The sequence below is a fragment of the Maribacter litoralis genome, assembly GCF_902506355.1.
GTDB classification, from domain to species: Bacteria; Bacteroidota; Bacteroidia; order Flavobacteriales; family Flavobacteriaceae; genus Maribacter; species Maribacter litoralis.
This window is the reverse complement of the sequence record NZ_LR733271.1, coordinates 2,107,402-2,128,300: the sequence shown is the minus strand read 5'-3', so window position 1 is coordinate 2,128,300 and position 20,899 is coordinate 2,107,402. Positions and strand designations below refer to the sequence as shown.

Sequence of the window (20,899 nt, the reverse complement as noted above, 5' to 3'; positions counted from 1 at the left end):
TTTAATGTGCTAAAGAGCATAACTTTATAAGGTAACCATTATAGTTTTACATTATGAAAAAGAAGCTATCCGTTCTCAACTTAGTCTCCGTTATTCTGGTCATTCTAGTAAATTATATTTCACAAGCATTTTCTCTAAACGATACTACGATTGGTGAAATGAGTGCCAAGTATGCTAATTTGTTTACACCCGCCGGATATGCTTTCGCCATTTGGGGCATTATTTTCTTAGGATTATTGGCATACGGAATTTTTCAAGTACGCCGTGCGTATTATAGTGAGAAGGAAAGTAATTTCATTGAACAAACAGGTTATTGGTTCTTTTTAGCCAATATATTGAACTGCTGTTGGGTTCTTGCATTTATGTATGATTTTACTGGATTCTCAGTACTGATCATGTTGGGAATTTTGCTTTCGTTGATAAAGATTATTCTAAACACTAATATGGAACGTTGGGATGCGCCTATAACCACTATTGCTTTTGTTTGGTGGCCCATTTGTTTATATAGCGGATGGATATCTGTCGCAACCATTGCCAATATAGCGGCCTATTTAAGTAAACTAGATTGGAACGGTGGTATTTTATCTGAACAAGCCTGGACCATTAATATGATTGTGGCTGCCACAATTATAAATCTTCTCATGATTTGGAAAAGAAATATGCGCGAATTTGCCATGGTAGGTGCTTGGGCCTTGTTCGCCATTTTCATAAGACACAATGGTTCAAACATATACATTGCCTATTCGGCAATGACAGGCACAGTTATTCTTTTTATTGCCGCAGCGATTCATGGTATCAAAAATCATGAAACAAGTCCGTTTAAAAAACTTCAAGAGCTTTTAAACGACAAGCATTAAACCATACTTTTTATATCATTTACCCATGATGGGTAAGAGAAAATGGTAGATTTCATATCATTTTCCGTCATACCATTATTGATTGCCATAGCGAAAATATTTATGGTCTCACCCGCATTCGGACCTAACAAATGCGCCCCAACAATTTCATTGGTTCTTTCATTTAGAATCACTTTATAGGCATATAGCGGAGCATTAATTCTTTTGGCGTTAAACCACCCTGTAGCTATTTCATAATTTACACGAATATTCTTATATCTCGCGTTTGCCTCCTCTTCAGAATAGCCCACCGTGGCTAGATTTGGCAGCGTAAATACAACTGAGGGTATCACCGGAACTTCTAACTCTTTCTTGTTTCCGTTTATTATATTTTCAGCCACCACATAACCTTGTCTGCCCGAAAGAGGAGTTAACGGTAAATTTTTATCAGATACATCTCCGCACGCATACACTATAGGGTTGGTTTTACTTTGCAGATAATCATTTGTTACAATACCTTTATCATTGAACGCAACATTTCCTTTTTCGAGATCTAAACCTGCCAATGCCGGTACACGACCTGCGGTATTAAATACTGCGTTAGCTTTAATTTTCTTTTCCTCTCCTTTAACTTCATAAGTTAATTTGAACTTCTTTTGCTTCTTTTTAAGTGCAGTTGGTTTTGCTTCAAAAATGAATTTTATCCCGATAGATTCAGAATACTTTCGCAGCTCTTTTACCAAGTCAGGATCAAACGGATGTAACGGTCGCTTACCTGTATCAATGATAGTAACATCGGCACCCGCTCTTGCCGCCATATGCGCAAATTCCATCCCGATATAGCCTCCGCCTACAAAAACTATTTTTTCAGGCAGCTTTTTAAGGTTTAGAAAATCATCACTATTCATAAAGTACTCTTCACCGGTAATGCCCATACTTCTAGGTATTTGACCGGTTGCAATTATAATTTTTAGCGCAAAAACCTTCTTACCTTCCACCATTAACGTTTGCTCATCAATAAATTTGGGCGCTTGATGAAAAAGATGAATTCCCTTTTCTTTTAAAACACGCTCTGTAGCAACGGGTACATTAACCGTAAAATTACTTTTATATTTCTGTAATTTTTTCCAATCTATTTTAGCGGATTTGGCAATACCTTTTCCTTTTAGATTTTTACTGATCTCATTAGCTTCCATCGCGCCCAATAATATCTTCTTTGGATCACACCCCCTATTTGCACAAGTACCACCAAACTCACGGTTATCGGTAATACCAACTTTCAGCCCTGCATCTGCACATGTATTTGCCACTGTTTGTCCAGCAATACCACTACCTATTACAAAAACGTCAAACTCTATCTCTTCCATAAATCAAAATTTTAACTGCTACAGCACAATTTCCAACTTTTTTGGGGCAATGTGTAACCCATATATGATAATAATGAGTGGTATCCATTAATTACGTATCCGTATATTTGCAAAAATTTATAACTGTTGAGTCATTCTTCAATCCAACAACGGTACAATCAGTCTCCCCAACTCGGGAAACTGCAAAGAACTATTGCCGAATCTGAAAATTCAGGAACCAATAACATTCAACTTAAAGGGCTAGTTGGTTCTTCATTATCCTTTGTACTATCGAGTATTTTTGAAAAAGAAGAGCGCCCGTTCTTGGCAATATTCAATGACAAGGAAGAGGCTGCCTATTATTTAAACGACTTGGAACGTCTTATTGGCGAAGACCATGTTCTGTTTTATCCGGGCAGTTATAGACGACCGTATCAAATTGAAGAAACCGATAATGCCAATGTACTTTTACGTGCCGAGGTATTGAACAGAATAAATTCAAGAAAAAAACCTGCGGTTATAGTTACTTATCCAGATGCACTTTTTGAAAAAGTATTGACCCGAAAAGAACTGGACAAGAATACCCTAAAAATGAAATTAGGGGATACACTTTCGCTTGACTTTTTAAACGAAGTTCTCTTCGAGTATAAGTTTAAACGAGTAGATTTTATTACCGAACCAGGTGAGTTTTCGGTACGTGGGGGTATTGTAGATGTCTATTCTTTTTCGAATGACGAACCTTATAGAATTGAATTTTTTGGAGATGAAATAGATAGCATAAGAACTTTTGATGTAGAAACGCAACTATCAAAAGAGAAGGTAAAATCAATTACCATTGTGCCAAATATGGCAAATAAGTTTCTGGTTGAAAAACGTCAAAGTTTTTTAACCTATGTAGCTTCTAAAACATTGGTTTTTGCCAAAAACACAGATTTGCTATATGACCGCCTAGATGATTTTTTCAGTAAGGCAAAAGAAGCGTTTACCAAGCTATCAAAAGATATAAAACATGCCGAACCCGAAGAACTTTTCATGGGCGGTAAAGAATTTAGAGAACAATTATCTGGGTTTACGTTACTAAGTCAAGATGCAAATAGAGATTCACCAAATCTAGTAGCGTTTCATGCTAAACCTCAGCCATCTTTCAATAAAAAGTTCGATTTATTGATTGAAAATTTAAACGGCTACAAGGATAAGGGGTACACCAATTACATCTTCTGTGCAAGTGAGCAGCAGGCAAAACGTTTTCATGATATTTTTGAAGAGGTAAACCAACAAGTTCACTACCAAATCATTGTTTCTCCTTTATTTCAAGGGTTTATAGATGACGACCAAAAATTGGTTTGTTACACAGACCATCAAATTTTTGAACGTTACCACAAGTTCCATTTAAAGAACGGTTACGCCAAAAAACAGGCCATAACCCTAAAGGAACTGAACAAATTAGAAATTGGAGACTACGTTACCCATATAGACCATGGTATTGGCAAGTTTGGTGGATTACAAAAAATTAATGTTGAAGGCAAAAAGCAAGAAGCTATCAAATTGATGTACGGCGAACGCGATATTCTCTATGTAAGCATCCATTCTTTGCACAAAATCTCTAAATTCAACGGTAAGGACGGTGCTCCGCCAAAAATTTACAAATTAGGTTCTGGGGCATGGAAAAAGATTAAGGACAAGACCAAATCAAGAGTCAAGAAAATTGCCTTTAACCTTATTAAAGTATATGCCAAAAGAAGACTTGAAAAAGGATTCCAGTACAACCCAGATAGTTATTTGCAGAACGAGTTAGAAGCATCTTTTATTTATGAAGATACTCCCGATCAAAGTTCAGCGACCGAAGATGTAAAGCGTGATATGGAAAGTGAGCGACCAATGGATCGCCTAATCTGTGGCGATGTAGGTTTCGGTAAAACTGAAGTTGCCATACGTGCCGCGTTCAAAGCTGTGGATAATGGCAAACAAGTAGCCGTTTTGGTACCCACCACCATTTTGGCTTTTCAACATCATAGAACTTTCTCCGAGCGTTTAAAAGATATGCCGGTAACGGTAGATTATCTGAACAGATTTAGAACTGCCAAGGAGAAAAAAGAAACCATTCAACGGTTGGGCGAAGGCAAGGTAGATATCATTATTGGTACACACCAACTAGTGAATAAAAATGTTCAATTCAAAGATTTAGGACTTTTAATAGTAGATGAGGAACAGAAATTCGGTGTTGCCGTAAAAGATAAATTAAAATCTATCAAAGAAAATGTAGATGTTTTGACATTGACGGCAACGCCGATACCGAGAACGCTTCAATTTAGTTTAATGGCCGCTCGAGATTTATCTACAATTACTACAGCCCCACCGAACAGATACCCAATTGAAAGTCAAGTAATTCGTTTTAACGAAGAAACCATTAGGGATGCCGTTAGCTATGAAATAGAACGTGGCGGACAAGTTTTCTTCATACATAACCGAATTGAAAATATTAAAGAGGTTGCCGGTATGATTCAGCGCTTGGTACCCGATGCTAAAGTAGGTGTAGGTCACGGACAAATGGATGGTAAAAAACTGGAAGCCTTAATGCTTGGCTTTATGAACAGTGAGTTTGATGTTCTAGTTTCCACCACTATTGTAGAAAGCGGATTGGATGTTACCAATGCTAATACCATTTTTATTAATAACGCCAACAATTTTGGATTGAGCGATCTGCACCAAATGCGTGGTCGTGTAGGTCGTGGAAATAAAAAGGCATTCTGTTATTTCATTACTCCGCCATACGAGGTAATGACAAATGATGCACGTAAACGTATTGAAGCTTTAGAACAGTTTACCGAACTGGGCAGTGGTTTTAATATTGCAATGAAAGATTTAGAGATTCGTGGAGCAGGTGATCTTTTAGGTGGTGAGCAAAGCGGATTTATAAACGAAATTGGTTTTGAAACCTATCAAAAAATTCTTGCCGAAGCTATAGAGGAATTAAAAGAAAACGAATTTAAAGACCTTTATGATGAAGTTGAAGGCAATCAAGAAAAGGTATTTGTGAAGGAAACACAGATAGATTCTGATTTTGAATTGCTTTTCCCAGATGACTACATCAATAATATAACAGAAAGACTTACGTTATATACAGACCTAAACCAGGTTAAAGATGAAGAATCGCTTCAGAAATTTGAAGCTCAGCTTGTAGACCGTTTTGGTGAATTACCAGATGAAGCTCAAGATTTACTGAATTCGGTTCGTATAAAATGGATCGCAAATAGCATTGGTTTAGAGAAAATTGTAATGAAGCAAGGTAAAATGATCGGTTATTTTATAAGTGACCAACAATCGGCTTTTTATCAAACAGCCACATTTACCAAAGTATTACAATATGTGCAATCACATGCACAACAATGTAAAATAAAAGAAAAACAGACCCGTAACGGCTTAAGGCTTTTATTGGTATTTGATAATATAAGGTCTATTGACAGGGCTTATTTGGCATTAAAGCCATTTGAAATTAAAGAAAAAACAAAAATATAAAATGGAATTTGACATTTCAGAAAAATTAGCAATTGTCCATCTTATAGATTCCGTTATTGTAGCTGACGGAAAAGTACATGAAGGAGAAATTAATGCACTTAGTAAACTAATGCCCATAATTGATTTTGACAGTAACTTTTTAATTCAGGCTCGTACAATTGACATTGATCAAAGTGTTCTTATTTTGAAAGAAATGACTAACATCAAAAAAAGTAAATTGGCTAAGATCTTAGAAGACGTAGCTATTTCAGATGGCTATGTTCATGAAAAGGAAAGTGATGTTATACGCCATGTATTTTCAGAAATAGGCATTTCCAAAAAAGCCTAATGACTACTACTAGCATCTAGATTTAGTGCATTCATTTATTATTAATTCATTAACCTGATCATCTTACGTATCTTAACGGTAGAATTTAAATAGACCGTTTTGAAGCATACTACAATTTCTTCACAAGAAATGCGTTCAGTGTTGGCGTCTTTGTTCACTAAATATGGTTTTTCAAAAGAACAAGCAAACACATTGGCGCGTATACACACAGAGAGCACTGTTGATGGCATATACTCACATGGCATAAACCGAGTGCCCGTTTTTATAGACTATGTAAAGCAGGGGTTAATTAAAATAGATAATACCGCAAGTAAAGTTGCATCTTTGGGCAGTATAGAAAGATGGAACGGTAATAAAGCATCGGGTGTGCTCAATGCCTTAAAATGCACAGACAGGGCGATTGATTTAGCAAAGACACATGGATTGGGCTTGGTAGCCCTAAGAAATACAAATCATTGGATGCGCGGTGGCACATATGCTTGGCGAGCGGTAGAGCAAGGTTGTATCTCCATACTTTTTACCAATACTATACCCAATATGCCCGCCTGGGGAGGAAAAGAAAATAGAATTGGCAATAATCCATTGGTTATAGGTATACCCCGAAAAAATGGTCATGTTGTTCTAGACATGGCACTTTCACAATTTTCCTTCGGCAAAATGCAGAGCTTGGCATTAAATGATCAAGAACTTCCTTTTGAAGGAGGCTGGGACAACAATAACAATTTAAGCAAAGACCCAAAAGCTATTATCGATTCTGGTAGAGCATTACCAGTAGGATATTGGAAAGGGTCGGCACTATCTATGGTTTTAGATATGCTAGCCACATTATTGTCCGCCGGTAACTCTTCACACAAAATAGGGTTAGAAGAGAAAGAGACTTCATTATCTCAAGTGTTTCTTTGTATTGACCCTACCACATTTTCCGATACAGAATTACAAGACAAACTACTGAACGAAATTATTCAGTTTACTCATGATAGCACGCCGATGACCAAAGGAGATCGCACGTTCTACCCTGGGGAGCGAACATTGACAAAAAGAGCAAAATCTTTAAAGGAAGGAATGCAGGTCAATACCGAAATATGGGAAGAAATACATCAACTTCTATCATAAACCGGCAAAATACACCTCATTTAATTTCGTACATTTAACCATCCTACCTTCAGATTATTACATATGAAAAACCTATTGCTCATATTTTCTTTCCTATTCATTATTTGTTCTTGCAAAGAAACAAGTAAAGATGAGGTAGTCGAAAAACTGATATCCACTGATAACAACATAGTTACTTCAATTGCTAAAGCAAGAATAGATTCCGTTCTCAATGCTTTTGTAACATCTGGAAATATAGCCGGTGCTTCTGCCCTCATTTTTGAAAATGGAAAAGAAGTATACTACAATGCATTTGGTTACTCAGATATAAAATCAAAAATACCCATACAGAGAAACACCATAGTTCAAATATATTCTATGACAAAACCGATTACCGGTACAGCGCTAATGACCTTATTTGAAGATGGGAAATTTATGTTAGACGACCCGATATCAAAATACATTCCTGAATTTGGCGACATGAAGGTATATGACGGTGTAGATGCCAATGGCACTATAAAAACAGTGCCTTTACATAGAGAAATTACCATTAGAGACTTAACGAGACATACTGCAGGTTTCCCAAACAGGGGCAATATTCCCGGTTTAAGTAAGCTATTCCAAACCGCAGATGCAATGAACAGGGAAAACACACTTACCCAAATGGCAGAAAAAATGGCTGAAGTACCCTTATGGTTTCAACCAGGTTCCCAGTGGGAATACGGACCAAGTGTAGATGTACAAGCCCTATTGGTAGAAAGAATTTCTGGTATTCCCTATGCCGAATATTTACAAAAACACATACTATCTCCATTACAAATGAATAATACCAGATATTATATACCTGAAGAAGATAGAGATAGGTTTTCAAAACTATACATAAGAACAGGTGAAGGTCAATTAGTGCAAGATTCGATAACCTACAGCAATTATACAGAACAATGGCCATTAACACGTGGCGGTTCAGGTCTTACTTCTACCCTAGATGATTATATGCGTTTTGCACAAATGTTGGTAAATGAAGGAAGTTTAGATTCCGTACAGGTTTTACAACCAGAAACCGTAAAATTAATGGCTACCAACCATTTACCAGATAGTGTTACCAAACGCTCATGGCTACCTAGCAAAGGTCAGGTTGGATTTGGTATCGACTTTGCCGTTCGTATAGCACCACCTAAAACACCAGAAGAAAATAACGGCGTGGTCGGTGAATTTTATTGGGACGGTGCCGCTTCTACTCTTTTCTGGGTAGACCCGGTGAATAAAGTTACAGCTGTGTTATTTGTTCAATTATTTCCATATGACCAGATCGATCTACATAAAAAATTTAGAGATGCAGTGTATGGCCATTACCCATTTTAAAATAAAAAACTACAACTTATACCATTGTTAGTAAACTCGTTACAAAATGATATAAAAAATAGTGTCATTTTCTTATCTTTCAGCTCCAAAATAAAAAGCATGGAGTTTGAAGAATTTGTAAAAGCGGCCTTTGTAAAAATGATTTACGAAGTTATAGAGGCAGATGGGAAAATTCATCCGGCAGAATTGGAAATATTGAACAAACTTAAAAGCGTAATCGGTTTTGACGATGCATTTTTAAAACGTGCCAGATTGCTAGAATATGACAATGCTTTGGTAACCCTCTACAATTTACCACATGAGCAAAAGAAAGCCCTGGCCAATATTCTTGATGATGTTGCCATATCTGACGGTGCCATCCATAAAAAAGAAATGGATTTAATTATTAATACTTTTATCAATATTGGTTTAGGAGAAGAAACAGAATAATAAATCTAATGATCAATTATACAAAACAAGAGAAATTAGCTGTTGTAAAAATGGTAGACTATGTTATTCTTGCAGATAGCAAAGTAGCACCTGCAGAAATGCAATACCTTACCCAACTTATGGATCGCTTTGCATTTGATAGTTTCTTTATTGGCCAAGCACGTAATTTAAATAAAGACCTAGCCTATAAAATTCTAAATTCAATGTCCTTACCAAAGAAAAGGGCTCTTGCCCAACTATTGGAAGAAGTTGCTATTTCTGACGGTTTCGTGCACGAAAAAGAATTACTTAAAATTTCTGAAGCGCTAGGTCATATGAAAATTCAAAAAGAATTTTCATAACCTTTTCAAAATTAAAGCTTTCATTTGCAGCTTGATTGTTACTTTTATTCTGTGAATGGTAAAATCTTCACTTCATCAATAACCAATATAGAATAATAGATGGCTAACATCATCAATTTTAAAATGTTAGTACCATTCTTGGTCCAATAATTGTTTTAACATCAGCATGAGAATATTTATACGTTTTTGTATCCTTTTTATAACCATTGGTATACAGGCACAAGGGACAATAAGCGGAAATTTTTCCCCCGCAAAAGATTTTAAATGGTTAATTGCCTATGAGCTTACTCCAAATGGAGAGCGTTATAGTAAAGATACTGCTGTTAAAGACGGGGCTTTTTCCTTAGAAATGCCCATTACGGCCCAAGCTGGTATGTATAGGCTTGTATATGCAGTACCGCAAGACGAATTTTATATTGATGTCATATATGACAAAAAAGAACATGTTAAATTTAATTTTGACCTTCAAGATGGTTTAACCATCACCAATTCAGTAGAGAACAAATGGTACAATGAGTATTTTTCTAAGATAACGGTTGCCCAAGACCGCTTATTGGAATATTATGAGCTTGGTAAGGAATCCAGAAAAGAGTATATGGCTATTCTAAATGAGCTGAAAACACTACAAGCTACCTATGAAGAGAACCATGTTAATACCATTGCCCACAAATTTATAAAAGCGAACAGAAGTTATATACCTTCAGATTTTGAGAATCTTGAGACCTTCCTAAAAAATAAGAAACAGCATCATTTTGATCATTTAGCTATCAAAGACCCATTGCTACAGAGCTCTAACTTTTTAACCGATAAATTCTCTAGCTACGTTTTTTCTGCATTACCAGTAAATATTACCACTAAAGAACAATTGGTCTCAGAAGTCATTAAAAATTTAAAGGTTACCGCTGAAAAGATTGTCAATACACCTTTAGGTTTTCAAGTAAGGTCTTTTCACCAATTATGGAAAATTGCAGGTGCCAATGGTATAGCAGAAGTACAAGATTATATTTTTAAAAATCATTTAAAAAAAGCGGCCTTAGCCAATAAGAACCAAAAACTTGTAGATGAAATAGAAATGGCATCTCGCTTAAGAAAAGGTGCTGTTTCTCCTAATATTACCTGGGAGGCAAAGGGCAAAAAACAATCGCTTTTAACAATGGAACCTGCAGCTAATTATTTGCTTGTTTTTTGGAGCAGCACTTGTTCACATTGTTTGAAAGAACTGCCTGCGCTTCATAAAGAGCTAGAGGATTATGAAAATCTAAAAGTTATAGCAGTTGGTTTAGAAGACGATGCCGTCAACTGGAAAAAAGTTTCTGCCACACTACCTTCATTCAACCACGCCATAGCCTTGGGCAAATGGGAAAGCGATTATGCCAAAACATTCGGTATACAAAGTACACCCACTTATTTTATCTTAGATAGCGAAAAACGATTTTTATCTAAACCAGAATCAGACAAAGAGGTGGTTGAACAATTAGAAAATTAAAGCGACTTTAAATCTTTGATTGTTTTAAATGCCATATCCACTTGTTCATCATTTACAAGAATAGTGAATTCGTTGGTTGTAGAAATTACTTCGTAAAGTACAATACCCTCCCAAGCTAAACGCTGAAAAATAAAGTAATAAATACCCGGAACCGAAACGTTTTCAGCTGGTAATTTTACGGTTATCGAAGAAAGGTCTTCTGCTTTTTGAGTACATTTCTCATCTTTAAAGAGCTTTTCTACCGTTTTGTCCATCACATTGCTGATGACAATATTGATTTCGTTTACACCACGACTAGAGGTATAAAATACATCTTGGTTATTGTTGATTTCTTCCAGTAGTTTTGCTTGATGCACCAATATCTTATCAGAAGCTAAAAAAGTATAATCGGTCAACGATGATCTTACCGTAATCTCACCAATATTCTTCAATACCTTTAAGATTTTGTGGGTAGCCCTAAATTCTAAGTCATCAGACAAACGTTTTAGTGCCATAACAATTGCACCGTTACGAATATCCTTACCTAGTTCATGCTCAATTTCTGGTTTAACTATTCTAGAAAGTGATGTAAGGTTGATGATTCCTTGAGCAAGAGCACTTTGCAAAAATGGTTTTTTCTTGATGTACTCTTCAACGACTGACGATATTGTTTTCATTTTATTATAAGGTTGTTGTGCAAATATAACAACTTGTTACAAATAAAACAAAATGTTTTTTAATAAATCTACTAATCAAGTAGATTATTTAGAAATGGTAAAAGGCAGATTCTAAATGTTCCAGTTCAAATTTGCTCCTATTTTTGAGTATGGTTATAATATCAAATCGTACATCTACATCAATATCATTTTCGCTTACATAATGATCAGCGGCCATAACCAGCAACTTAATTTTTTTAGGTGTTACGGTCTCTGCAATATTCTCAATAAAATTTGAACTTCTAGACCGCACCTCAACAATGGCAAGAACATCATCTTTTCTTGCGATAATATCTACTTCTGCTTTAAGGTACCTGTAATTTTTATAGGTAATGGTATATCCTTTCTTTTTAAGGTAATCCACCGCTAACTGCTCACCTTCCTTTCCAAATTCATTATGTTTTCCCATGTATTACTATGTAGATTGTGTAATTCATCGAAAATATAGGAATTTCGACGCCATTATGAGGATAATTCTCGTTATTTGATTCCAGATTATCGAAAATAGATAGTTTTAAATACTATACCAAATTTCGAAACGTTTAGCATAGAAGCCCCAACTCTACGAACGTAACACAAATGCCTATTTTAAGACTATGGAATATTTCATTAATTGTAATACTTCTACTCTTGCTCCGTATACAGCTAACTTAGATCAGCTGAGAGCATCCCATTTATACAGACGGTTAGGATTCAGTGCCTCGGTCGAAACCATTAATCAAGCAGCAGGTCAGCCTGCCGGTAATTTGGTAGACACTTTAATAGATGAAGCTTTGAGCATGCCTACAATTACCGCTCCTGTTTGGGCAAATTGGAACAATGACGATTATCCTGAGGATAGTGATGCAAGCAACCAATTAAAAAGAGAACAGAAAAATGAGTTTCAGTTAGCCTATGCCAATAGCTTATTGAACAACAACTTAAGGGATAGATTAAGCTTCTTTTGGAGTAACCATTTCGTAACCGAATTGGATGTTTATAATTGCAACTCTTATTTATATGAATACATAGAGTGTTTACAACGTAATTCAATAGGCAATTTTAGAACGTTTACCAGGGAGATAGGGCTTACCAATGCCATGTTATATTACCTAGATGGGGTATACAACAATGGTAACAACCCCAACGAGAATTATGCCCGTGAGCTCTATGAGTTATTTACCCTTGGTGAAGGCAACGCCTATACCGAAGAAGACATTATAGAAACGGCAAAAGCGTTAAGTGGTTATGTAGAACGAGGCGAAGTTGGGTGTTCGCCGGTTGCCTTTGACGCTACAAAGCATGATGCCGGCACTAAAACAATTTTAGGGCAAACAGGTAATTGGGGATATGACGATGTCATTGATATTCTTTTTGAACAAAGAGCACCCGAGATAGCGGAGTTCATTTGCCGTAAGTTATATGAATTCTTTGTACACCCAGATTCTAGGGACGATGCCAATAATGCCCAAGTTATTATTGATGGTATGGCGGCGACATTTGTATCGAGCGATTTTGAGTTGGCTCCGGTATTAAGACTATTATTTAAAAGCCAACATTTCTTTGATGACGAAGCTATAGGAGTAATCATTAAAAGTCCTGTAGATTTCTACTTTAATACATTGAAAGAATCTAGTTTTGCCTATACCGATACCAATGTGGCCGAAATGGTCAACTATAGTACATTATTAAGTCAAGAAATTTTTGAACCTTTTGATGTTGCCGGTTGGCAAAGAAACAGATCTTGGATCAATACCAATTTTATGATCGGTCGTTGGCTGACCATTGAAAGTATTCTAGAGAATTTCTACATGGCAGATAACGAACAGTTTAGAAGCTTAGGTCTAGAAATATCTGGTAATGTAGGCTTAACCAGTAATAACCCAGATGAAGTTGCAAGGCTAATAATAGATTTTATACTCACTAAAGGACTATTGAACGAAGATGAGTATGCCAAGGCATTCACTATTTTTAGAAGTGATGTTGAAGATGTTTATTACGAAGGCGGCAACCAAGAATCGTGGACATTGGCTACTTGGCCACAAGGACCCTTTCAAGTATATCTACTTTATCAATATTTAGCGAGACAACCAGAGTTTCAATTAAAATAACACCTACTTCTATGTGCAATACACACCACACCCCATTTAAAGGCCTACATCACGAAGGCCATGATGAAGAACATAAAACATGGAGCAGACGCTCATTTTTACAAGCAATGGGCATTGCTGGATCAGGCTCAATGATGTTAGGTTCAAATATGCTAACGGCTTCGGCACCGTCTGCGTTATCTGCTGGTATTTCAGCGGCGGAAACAGATAATATTTTAATTCTTATACGTTTGTCCGGTGGTAATGACGGTCTAAGTACCGTAATTCCTATTGAGCAATATGATAGCTATGCCAACGCAAGGCCAAACATTTATATTCCAGAAAGTAAAGTACTTAAATTGACCGATGAATTTGGTGTACCATCTTACATGAGCTCTATAGCCCCAATGTGGGATCAAGGACAATTTAAAGCCGTTCATGGGGTAGGTTACGAAGGTCAGAGTTTATCACATTTTACAGGATCGGATATTTTTGCGAATACAGATATAGAAACTACCGGTTTTAGTGGATTAAATACTGGTTGGATGGGCAGGCATTTTGAAAGTATTTATCCAGATTATTTGGTAAATCCGCCAGCAGCACCAGCAGCCATACAAATTGGTCAGTTTGGTAGTTTGGTATTTCAAGGCGATGAAACAAATTATGCTTTCGTTACCTCAAACGTTGATCAATTAGAGGAAATTGCAGAATCTGGTGTAGTTTATGGTTTAGATGATACCTTATTTAATGATTGTATGTATGGTGATCAACTTAAATTTTTAAGGGGAGTCGCGAATACCACATATGAATATTCTGGTATTATCCACGATGCCTACACAAGAGGTCAAAATCAAGTAGAGTACCAAGACAATGGTTTTGCACGTCAACTAGCCCTTATCGCAAGATTGATCAAAGGAAATTTAGGAACAAAGGTGTATATGATTTCAATGGGCGGTTTTGACACTCATGGTAATCAACCACAGGCACATGCACAGTTAATGACCAATTTATCGGTAGCGGTAAACAACTTTTATGAGGATATTGCCTTTACACAACAAGATGATAAAGTGTTGAGTATGACTTTTTCTGAATTTGGGCGACGTATTTTTGAGAATGGTTCCAATGGTACGGATCATGGTAAGGCTACACCTACCTTGTTCTTCGGATCAGGTTTGAACGGCAGTGCATTTGTAGGCGACCACCCAACTCTAGACGACCCAGATGGAAGAGGAAATTTAGAGTACACGATGGACTTTAGAGATTTGTATGCAACCGTTCTAGCAGAATGGCTATGTGTTGATATTCCTTTGGTAGAAGCACATTTATTGAATTATAAACCTTATGTACCTGTAGATTTAGGTTTCAGCTGTAGTGGCGAGCCATTTCCAGATATTGCATATAGCGATGGTGAAGTTACTCCACCGGTTCCACCAGGTGAAGAGGCAGAAACACCTATTAGTCCAGATTTATTGAATGCCGTGGTTCATAAACCCTTTTACCCTACAGATCAAACCCCACATATCTATTTAGAAATGCCATTCTCGGCACACGTAGATATTCAATTATATAATATTTTAGGACAAAAGGTAGGTACTGTTTTCAACGAAATGATGTTTGAGGGTTCTACCGAAATAAATATACGAGAGCGCATGCCCGAACAGTTATCAACAGGAAAATACATCTATAGGATCATTGTACAGAATCAAAAGATGAGTAAATCCGTTATGGTAGCCTAGTTTGTTTCCCACAAATGAAAAAGCCCTATTTTTTAAAAATAAATAGGGCTTTTTTTATGTAAGTTTAGAATTATTCATTTTAGATTCGAACCTTAATTCTTTAATGATTCTATGGTTCTTATCTTTATAGAGTAACACAACATCTTCTTTAATCGTCTGTGTACTTTTGCTTTCTACATTCAATTTTTCCAAGCTTTGATCTAGCTTAATTTTTTTTGAATCACCAACTGCCATATCTTTTATGTTTTTAAAAAAAATAAGTTTTTTCTTACAATAGAACTGAAATTATCCCGTTTTAGTATAATTTTCTTTTTCCATCCTAACATATACTTCTATTTCCCTCCAAAAATTGTCTTAAGTTTCATGGCAATACAAACTTGAATTGTACGGTTATTAGTAATTCTCCCGGCAAATTCAGTATTTTTGTGGCTTAATTTATTTTGATGTCCGATATTAAATTACCCTCTAGATATACGATTACCGCAGCATTACCATACACCAATGGTCCAATTCATATAGGTCATTTGGCCGGTGTGTATGTACCTGCAGATATTTACGCTCGTTACTTAAGATCAATAGGTAAAGATGTTGCCTTTGTTTGTGGTAGTGACGAACATGGTGTTGCCATTTCAATGAAAGCAAAAAAAGAAGGCGTAACTCCTAAAGATATCATCGATAAATACCATGCTATTATTAAGCAGTCCTTCATGGATTTTGGTATTACCTTCGATAATTATTCTAGAACTTCTGCTCCCGTACACCATAAAACAGCATCAGAATTCTTTATAAACCTGTATAAAAAAGGAGATTTTATCGAGGAAACTACTGCTCAGTTGTACGATGAAGAAGCACAACAGTTTTTAGCAGACCGCTTCGTCATAGGCACTTGCCCAAAATGTGGTAATGAAGAAGCATATGGTGATCAGTGCGAAAACTGTGGGTCAAGTTTAAATGCAACGGATTTAATTAATCCGAAATCAACTATTACCGGTACCGTACCCACAACCAAAGAAACAAAACATTGGTTTTTACCTCTAGATCGATATGAAGAGTTCTTGAGAAACTGGATTTTAAAAGGGCATAAAGATGATTGGAAGCCCAATGTATACGGCCAATGTAAATCATGGATAGATGGTGGTTTAGAGCCTAGAGCGGTTACCAGGGATTTAGATTGGGGAATACCCGTACCCGTTGAAGGTGGAGAAGGAAAAGTACTTTATGTATGGTTTGATGCGCCTATCGGATATATATCATCTACCAAAGAGTGGGCTGCACGTGAAGGCATAGACTGGGAACCCTACTGGAAAGATGAAAATACTAAACTAGTGCACTTTATAGGGAAGGATAACATTGTTTTTCACTGTATTATTTTCCCTTCTATGCTAAAAGCGGAAGGAAGTTATATTTTACCGGAAAATGTGCCCGCAAACGAATTCTTGAATTTAGAAGGTAACAAACTTTCTACCTCAAAAAATTGGGCAGTATGGTTACATGAGTATTTGGTTGATTTCCCTGAGATGCAAGATTCGCTGCGCTACACATTAACAGCTAATGCTCCAGAAACCAAGGATAATGATTTCACCTGGAAAGATTTTCAAGCCCGAAACAATAATGAGTTAGTAGCCATTTTTGGTAATTTCATTAACCGAGTGGTGGTATTGACCAATAAATATTACGATGGTAAAGTACCCGCTGCAGGAAGCCTAACCAATGTTGATAACGAGACACTTGAACAATTAAAAAAGTACCCAGAAATAATTTCAAGCTCCATTGAACGCTATCGTTTTAGGGAAGCTGGTCAAGAACTAATGAACTTAGCTCGCTTAGGTAATAAATATTTAGCGGATGCAGAACCATGGAAGGTAATTAAGGTTGACGAAGAACGTGTAAAAACCATTATGAACGTAGCGCTACAAATTGCTGCCGGATTAGCGGTTCTGAGCGAACCATTTTTACCATTTACTTCTAGTAAGCTTAAGAATATTTTAAATCTAACTTCTACTGAGGGTAGCCCAGGTGAAAGTTGGAACGATGTTTCTCTAAAAGAGGAATTGTTGAAACCCGACCATCAAATAAACAAAGCAGAATTGCTCTTTAGAAAAATTGAGGATAGTGAAATTCAAGCTCAGTTAGATAAATTGGAAGCGACCAAAAAAGCGAACGAATACGAAAACAAGCAAGTAATGCCACAAAAAGATACCATAACATTCGATGATTTTTCTAAATTGGATATGCGGGTAGGTACTATTATCGAAGCTGAAAAAATGGCGAAAGCCAAAAAACTTTTAGTTTTAAAAGTAGATACCGGTTTAGATGTCAGAACCATAGTATCTGGTATTGCAGAAAGCTTTAAACCAGAAGACATTGTTGGTAAGAAAGTAACCGTATTGGTCAACCTAGCACCAAGAGCATTGCGTGGTGTTGATAGTGAAGGCATGATTCTAATGACCGAAAACACCGATGGAAAATTGGTGTTTGTCAACCCAGATGAAGATGGCGTTGGTAATGGTGAAGGGATAAGCTAGATTCTTCACAAAAAAACTACATTTATAAATGGCAAATTCTAATTCGGCCGAAATTGTCGGCTACATACTTAAACATACCCAACTACCGGAAATAGGCATTCAAAACACCATTGAGCTTTTAAATGCCGATTGCACCATACCATTTATTTCGCGGTATCGAAAAGAAAAAACCGGTAATTTAGATGAAGTTCAGGTAGGCGCTATAGTACAATATAAAGAACAGTTTGAAGCACTTGAGAAACGAAAAAAAACGATTATTAAAGCTGTTGAAGAACAAGGTGTTTTAACGTCTGAATTGAAACAAAAATTTAAAAACGCCGAAGATTTAACGCAATTAGAAGACCTCTACCTACCTTTTAAAAAGAGTAAAAAAACCAAAGCCGAAGTTGCCCGTAAAAACGGATTAGAGCCGTTAGCAAAAATCATTATGGCACAACGTGATGATGATATTGAATTTACAGCCTCTAAATATTTGAACGATATTATTGAGAATAAAGACGATGCTTTGGAAGGTGCCCGCCATATCATTTCGGAATGGATCAACGAACGAACAGATATAAGAGCATCTATAAGGTCTCAGCTGTCAAGATATGCCATTATAACCACCAAAGTAATAGGCACAAAAAAAGACGATGAAAAGGCTCAGAAATTTCGAGATTATTTCGATTGGAGCGAACCGTTAAATAAATGTCCGTCACACAGACTTCTAGCCATTTTACGTGCAGAATCCGAAAAATTCATACGAGTAAAAATTGAATTGGATGACGAACGTTTATTAGACAGAATTGAAAATAGAATCATAAAAACGAACAATGCCTGTGCCAAACAAATAGAGTTGGCTCTTGCAGATGCGTATAAGAGATTGTTATTTCCGTCCTTATCAAACGAACTGCTCAAAGCTGCAAAAGAAAAGGCGGACGATGATGCCATTGCAGTATTCTCCAATAATTTGAGACAGCTATTGTTAGGCGCACCTCTAGGTGAAAAACGTATACTTGCCATAGATCCTGGTTTTAGAACTGGCTGCAAGGTGGTTTGCTTAGACGAACAGGGCAATTTGGTACATAATGAAACTATTTATCCACATGCACCACAAAATAATGTTGCTGGAGCAATCAAGAAATTAAGTTCATTGGCAAATGCATATAAAATAGAAGCAATTGCTATTGGTAATGGTACAGCATCTAGAGAAACAGAGCAGGTTGTAAAGAAGGTCATTTTCAACAATCCTGTTGAAGTGTATGTAGTTAGTGAAGCAGGAGCCTCTATTTACTCCGCCTCTAAAATTGCCCGTGAAGAATTCCCAAATTATGATGTTACCGTTCGTGGTGCCGTATCTATCGGTAGACGTTTAGCTGATCCACTTGCAGAACTGGTTAAAATAGACCCTAAGTCTATTGGTGTAGGGCAATATCAACATGATGTTGACCAAACTAAATTAAAGAACTCATTAGACACCGTGGTTGAAAGTTGCGTGAACTCGGTCGGCGTAAATATCAATACCGCCAGTGTCCCATTATTGAGTTATGTATCTGGTATTGGTCCGAAATTGGCAGAGAATATCGTTGCCCAACGAAAAGAAAATGGGGCATTTAAAAGTCGTAAAGATATTATGGCCGTTCCTCGTTTAGGCGGTAAGGCATATGAACAAGGTGCAGCTTTTTTACGTATCAAAGACGCTGAAAATCCGTTAGACGATTCTGCCGTACACCCAGAAAGTTATAGCATTGTTAAGCAGATGGCAAAAGATAAGGGAACAGAAATTTTATCCTTGATCGGAAACAAAACGCTTCTTAAAGAAATTGACCTTAAAAAATACTGCACCAATGATGTTGGGCTCCCTACCTTAGAAGATATTCGTTCAGAGTTGGAAAAACCAGGGTTGGATCGTCGTGAAAAAGCTAAGGTTTTCACTTTTGACCAGACCATTAAATCCATTACCGACTTGCATAGCGGTCAATTGTTACCAGGTATTGTAAATAACATTACCAATTTCGGCTGTTTTGTAGATATAGGCATCAAAGAAAGTGGTTTAATACATGTATCAAACCTTTCGGATTCTTTTGTAAAAGATGTAAACGAGCATGTTCATTTACATCAGCAAATTATTGTGAAGGTCTTGGATGTTGATGTAGCCCGAAAAAGAATTCAATTGAAACTTCATAAATGATTAGGTCGATGCTGAAAATCGCCTATCACCCTATATACAAACATCCGTTACCAGAGGGGCATCGTTTCCCTATGGAAAAATATGAGCTATTACCACAGCAATTGATTCATGAAGGTACCTGTACAGAAGAAAATTTCTTTGAGCCAGAAATACCAAATGACAAACATATTGTAGCTGTTCACGACCCTGAGTATTTCTATGATTTGTTGAATATTATGATTTCGCCCAAAATGGCCCGAAAAATAGGCTTTCCCCTCTCAGAAGATTTAGTAGAGCGAGAACGCATTATTGCCGATGGAACGATAAAAGGATGTGATTTTGCCTTAGAATATGGAATAGCAATGAATATAGCCGGTGGAACCCACCATGCCTATAGCGACCACGGTGAAGCATTTTGCATGTTAAACGACCAAGCAATCGGCGCTAGATATTTATTAAACAAAGGTCTTGCTAAGAAGATTCTAATTGTCGATTTAGATGTACATCAAGGAAACGGATCTGCAGAAATATTTCAGAATGATGATGCCGTATTTACATTTTCCATGCATGGAGAAGGAAATTATCCGTTTAAAAAAGAAAAGTCAGACCTAGATATTCCATTACCAAAAGGAACCACTGATGAAACATATCTTTCTATACTTAAAGAGAAATTACCTCGGCTAATTGAAAGCGTTCAACCAGATTTCATCTTTTACCTCTGTGGTGTTGACATTCTTGAAAGTGATAAATTAGGTACTTTGGGTATGACTATAGAGGGTTGTAAAAAACGCGATGAATATGTACTAAAAACATGTCATAATTTTAAAATTCCAGTACAATGTAGTATGGGCGGCGGGTATTCTCCAGACATCAAAGTTATTGTTGAAGCACATGCCAATACCTTTAGAGTAGCCCAAAATCTATATTTTTAAGCCTATTGAAAACGTTTAGGGCAAAACATTGTTCCAATTTGATTATATTCTAAACAA

At 36.6% G+C, this 20,899-nt stretch carries 17 protein-coding genes; 13 read left to right on the top strand and 4 right to left on the bottom strand.

Annotated features, from left to right (window positions below):
* Nucleotides 1-53: 53 nt before the first annotated feature.
* The gene (locus tag EXIGUO8A_RS08940) at nucleotides 54-857 is read left to right on the top strand and encodes a tryptophan-rich sensory protein (RefSeq protein ID WP_159302850.1); all 804 of its coding nucleotides are present in this window, start codon (nucleotides 54-56) and stop codon (nucleotides 855-857) included.
* Here EXIGUO8A_RS08940 and EXIGUO8A_RS08935 read toward each other — a convergent pair.
* Nucleotides 854-2,203, bottom strand: a complete 1,350-nt coding sequence (locus tag EXIGUO8A_RS08935; protein ID WP_159302849.1) for a dihydrolipoyl dehydrogenase family protein — start codon at nucleotides 2,201-2,203, stop codon at nucleotides 854-856. The two genes, EXIGUO8A_RS08940 and EXIGUO8A_RS08935, sit on opposite strands and share 4 nt — an antisense overlap.
* Nucleotides 2,204-2,329: 126 nt before the next feature.
* Here EXIGUO8A_RS08935 and mfd point away from each other — a divergent pair, with 126 nt between their 5' ends.
* The 7 genes from mfd to EXIGUO8A_RS08900 all read left to right on the top strand — a co-directional run bounded on the left by mfd (nucleotide 2,330) and on the right by EXIGUO8A_RS08900 (nucleotide 10,736).
* Nucleotides 2,330-5,698, top strand: a complete 3,369-nt coding sequence (gene mfd / locus EXIGUO8A_RS08930; protein WP_159302848.1) for a transcription-repair coupling factor — start codon at nucleotides 2,330-2,332, stop codon at nucleotides 5,696-5,698.
* Between the two features lies 1 nt (nucleotide 5,699).
* Nucleotides 5,700-6,026: a TerB family tellurite resistance protein gene (locus EXIGUO8A_RS08925; RefSeq protein WP_159302847.1), complete on the top strand. Its 327-nt coding sequence runs from the start codon at nucleotides 5,700-5,702 to the stop codon at nucleotides 6,024-6,026.
* A gap of 99 nt (nucleotides 6,027-6,125) precedes the next feature.
* On the top strand, nucleotides 6,126-7,139 hold the full coding sequence (gene yiaK, locus EXIGUO8A_RS08920) for a 3-dehydro-L-gulonate 2-dehydrogenase (protein WP_201304109.1): 1,014 nt from the start codon (nucleotides 6,126-6,128) through the stop codon (nucleotides 7,137-7,139).
* 63 nt (nucleotides 7,140-7,202) lie between these two features.
* Nucleotides 7,203-8,480, top strand: a complete 1,278-nt coding sequence (locus tag EXIGUO8A_RS08915) for a serine hydrolase domain-containing protein (RefSeq protein ID WP_159302846.1) — start codon at nucleotides 7,203-7,205, stop codon at nucleotides 8,478-8,480.
* A gap of 24 nt (nucleotides 8,481-8,504) precedes the next feature.
* Nucleotides 8,505-8,909, top strand: a complete 405-nt coding sequence (locus tag EXIGUO8A_RS08910) for a TerB family tellurite resistance protein (protein ID WP_262885557.1) — start codon at nucleotides 8,505-8,507, stop codon at nucleotides 8,907-8,909.
* An 8-nt stretch (nucleotides 8,910-8,917) separates the two neighbouring features.
* The gene (locus EXIGUO8A_RS08905) at nucleotides 8,918-9,250 is read left to right on the top strand and encodes a tellurite resistance TerB family protein (RefSeq protein ID WP_116771792.1); all 333 of its coding nucleotides are present in this window, start codon (nucleotides 8,918-8,920) and stop codon (nucleotides 9,248-9,250) included.
* A 166-nt stretch (nucleotides 9,251-9,416) separates the two neighbouring features.
* The gene (locus EXIGUO8A_RS08900) at nucleotides 9,417-10,736 is read left to right on the top strand and encodes a TlpA disulfide reductase family protein (RefSeq protein WP_159302845.1); all 1,320 of its coding nucleotides are present in this window, start codon (nucleotides 9,417-9,419) and stop codon (nucleotides 10,734-10,736) included.
* Here the strand turns inward: EXIGUO8A_RS08900 and EXIGUO8A_RS08895 are convergent.
* Together EXIGUO8A_RS08895 and EXIGUO8A_RS08890 are read right to left on the bottom strand one after the other, a co-directional pair.
* Nucleotides 10,733-11,392: an aspartate kinase gene (locus EXIGUO8A_RS08895; protein ID WP_116771794.1), complete on the bottom strand. Its 660-nt coding sequence runs from the start codon at nucleotides 11,390-11,392 to the stop codon at nucleotides 10,733-10,735. The genes EXIGUO8A_RS08900 and EXIGUO8A_RS08895 overlap by 4 nt on opposite strands.
* Nucleotides 11,393-11,480: 88 nt before the next feature.
* Nucleotides 11,481-11,840 (bottom strand): YraN family protein, encoded by a 360-nt coding sequence (locus EXIGUO8A_RS08890; protein WP_159302844.1) that lies wholly within the window; start codon nucleotides 11,838-11,840, stop codon nucleotides 11,481-11,483.
* A gap of 187 nt (nucleotides 11,841-12,027) precedes the next feature.
* On the opposite strand from EXIGUO8A_RS08890, the gene EXIGUO8A_RS08885 reads away from it, so the two are divergent.
* A complete protein-coding gene (locus EXIGUO8A_RS08885; RefSeq protein ID WP_159302843.1) occupies nucleotides 12,028-13,521 on the top strand; it encodes a DUF1800 domain-containing protein in 1,494 nt (497 codons plus the stop codon).
* An 11-nt stretch (nucleotides 13,522-13,532) separates the two neighbouring features.
* Nucleotides 13,533-15,236, top strand: coding sequence for a DUF1501 domain-containing protein (locus EXIGUO8A_RS08880; protein WP_159302842.1), 1,704 nt, complete (start codon nucleotides 13,533-13,535; stop codon nucleotides 15,234-15,236).
* A 54-nt stretch (nucleotides 15,237-15,290) separates the two neighbouring features.
* On the opposite strand, the gene EXIGUO8A_RS08875 is transcribed toward EXIGUO8A_RS08880, so the two are convergent.
* Nucleotides 15,291-15,470: a hypothetical protein gene (locus EXIGUO8A_RS08875; RefSeq protein WP_159302841.1), complete on the bottom strand. Its 180-nt coding sequence runs from the start codon at nucleotides 15,468-15,470 to the stop codon at nucleotides 15,291-15,293.
* A gap of 209 nt (nucleotides 15,471-15,679) precedes the next feature.
* On the opposite strand from EXIGUO8A_RS08875, the gene metG reads away from it, so the two are divergent.
* The 3 genes from metG to EXIGUO8A_RS08860 are packed head-to-tail and all read left to right on the top strand — an operon-like array spanning nucleotide 15,680 to nucleotide 20,842.
* Entirely contained in the window at nucleotides 15,680-17,761 is a 2,082-nt protein-coding gene (gene metG / locus EXIGUO8A_RS08870; RefSeq protein WP_159302840.1) for a methionine--tRNA ligase, read from the top strand.
* Between the two features lie 28 nt (nucleotides 17,762-17,789).
* Nucleotides 17,790-19,931: a Tex family protein gene (locus EXIGUO8A_RS08865; RefSeq protein WP_159302839.1), complete on the top strand. Its 2,142-nt coding sequence runs from the start codon at nucleotides 17,790-17,792 to the stop codon at nucleotides 19,929-19,931.
* An 8-nt stretch (nucleotides 19,932-19,939) separates the two neighbouring features.
* Nucleotides 19,940-20,842: a histone deacetylase family protein gene (locus EXIGUO8A_RS08860; protein ID WP_159302838.1), complete on the top strand. Its 903-nt coding sequence runs from the start codon at nucleotides 19,940-19,942 to the stop codon at nucleotides 20,840-20,842.
* The last annotated feature ends 57 nt before the right edge of the window (nucleotides 20,843-20,899 follow it).

What these genes read in the sequence shown, in the direction of transcription:
- EXIGUO8A_RS08940 (WP_159302850.1), top strand. Translation starts at nt 54, where the DNA reads ATGAAAAAGAAGCTATCCGTTCTCAACTTAGTCTCCGTTATTCTGGTC.
- EXIGUO8A_RS08935 (WP_159302849.1), bottom strand. Translation starts at nt 2,203, where the DNA reads ATGGAAGAGATAGAGTTTGACGTTTTTGTAATAGGTAGTGGTATTGCT.
- EXIGUO8A_RS08925 (WP_159302847.1), top strand. Translation starts at nt 5,700, where the DNA reads ATGGAATTTGACATTTCAGAAAAATTAGCAATTGTCCATCTTATAGAT.
- EXIGUO8A_RS08915 (WP_159302846.1), top strand. Translation starts at nt 7,203, where the DNA reads ATGAAAAACCTATTGCTCATATTTTCTTTCCTATTCATTATTTGTTCT.
- EXIGUO8A_RS08905 (WP_116771792.1), top strand. Translation starts at nt 8,918, where the DNA reads ATGATCAATTATACAAAACAAGAGAAATTAGCTGTTGTAAAAATGGTA.
- EXIGUO8A_RS08900 (WP_159302845.1), top strand. Translation starts at nt 9,417, where the DNA reads ATGAGAATATTTATACGTTTTTGTATCCTTTTTATAACCATTGGTATA.
- EXIGUO8A_RS08895 (WP_116771794.1), bottom strand. Translation starts at nt 11,392, where the DNA reads ATGAAAACAATATCGTCAGTCGTTGAAGAGTACATCAAGAAAAAACCA.
- EXIGUO8A_RS08890 (WP_159302844.1), bottom strand. Translation starts at nt 11,840, where the DNA reads ATGGGAAAACATAATGAATTTGGAAAGGAAGGTGAGCAGTTAGCGGTG.
- EXIGUO8A_RS08885 (WP_159302843.1), top strand. Translation starts at nt 12,028, where the DNA reads ATGGAATATTTCATTAATTGTAATACTTCTACTCTTGCTCCGTATACA.
- EXIGUO8A_RS08880 (WP_159302842.1), top strand. Translation starts at nt 13,533, where the DNA reads ATGTGCAATACACACCACACCCCATTTAAAGGCCTACATCACGAAGGC.
- EXIGUO8A_RS08875 (WP_159302841.1), bottom strand. Translation starts at nt 15,470, where the DNA reads ATGGCAGTTGGTGATTCAAAAAAAATTAAGCTAGATCAAAGCTTGGAA.
- metG (WP_159302840.1), top strand. Translation starts at nt 15,680, where the DNA reads ATGTCCGATATTAAATTACCCTCTAGATATACGATTACCGCAGCATTA.
- EXIGUO8A_RS08865 (WP_159302839.1), top strand. Translation starts at nt 17,790, where the DNA reads ATGGCAAATTCTAATTCGGCCGAAATTGTCGGCTACATACTTAAACAT.
- EXIGUO8A_RS08860 (WP_159302838.1), top strand. Translation starts at nt 19,940, where the DNA reads ATGCTGAAAATCGCCTATCACCCTATATACAAACATCCGTTACCAGAG.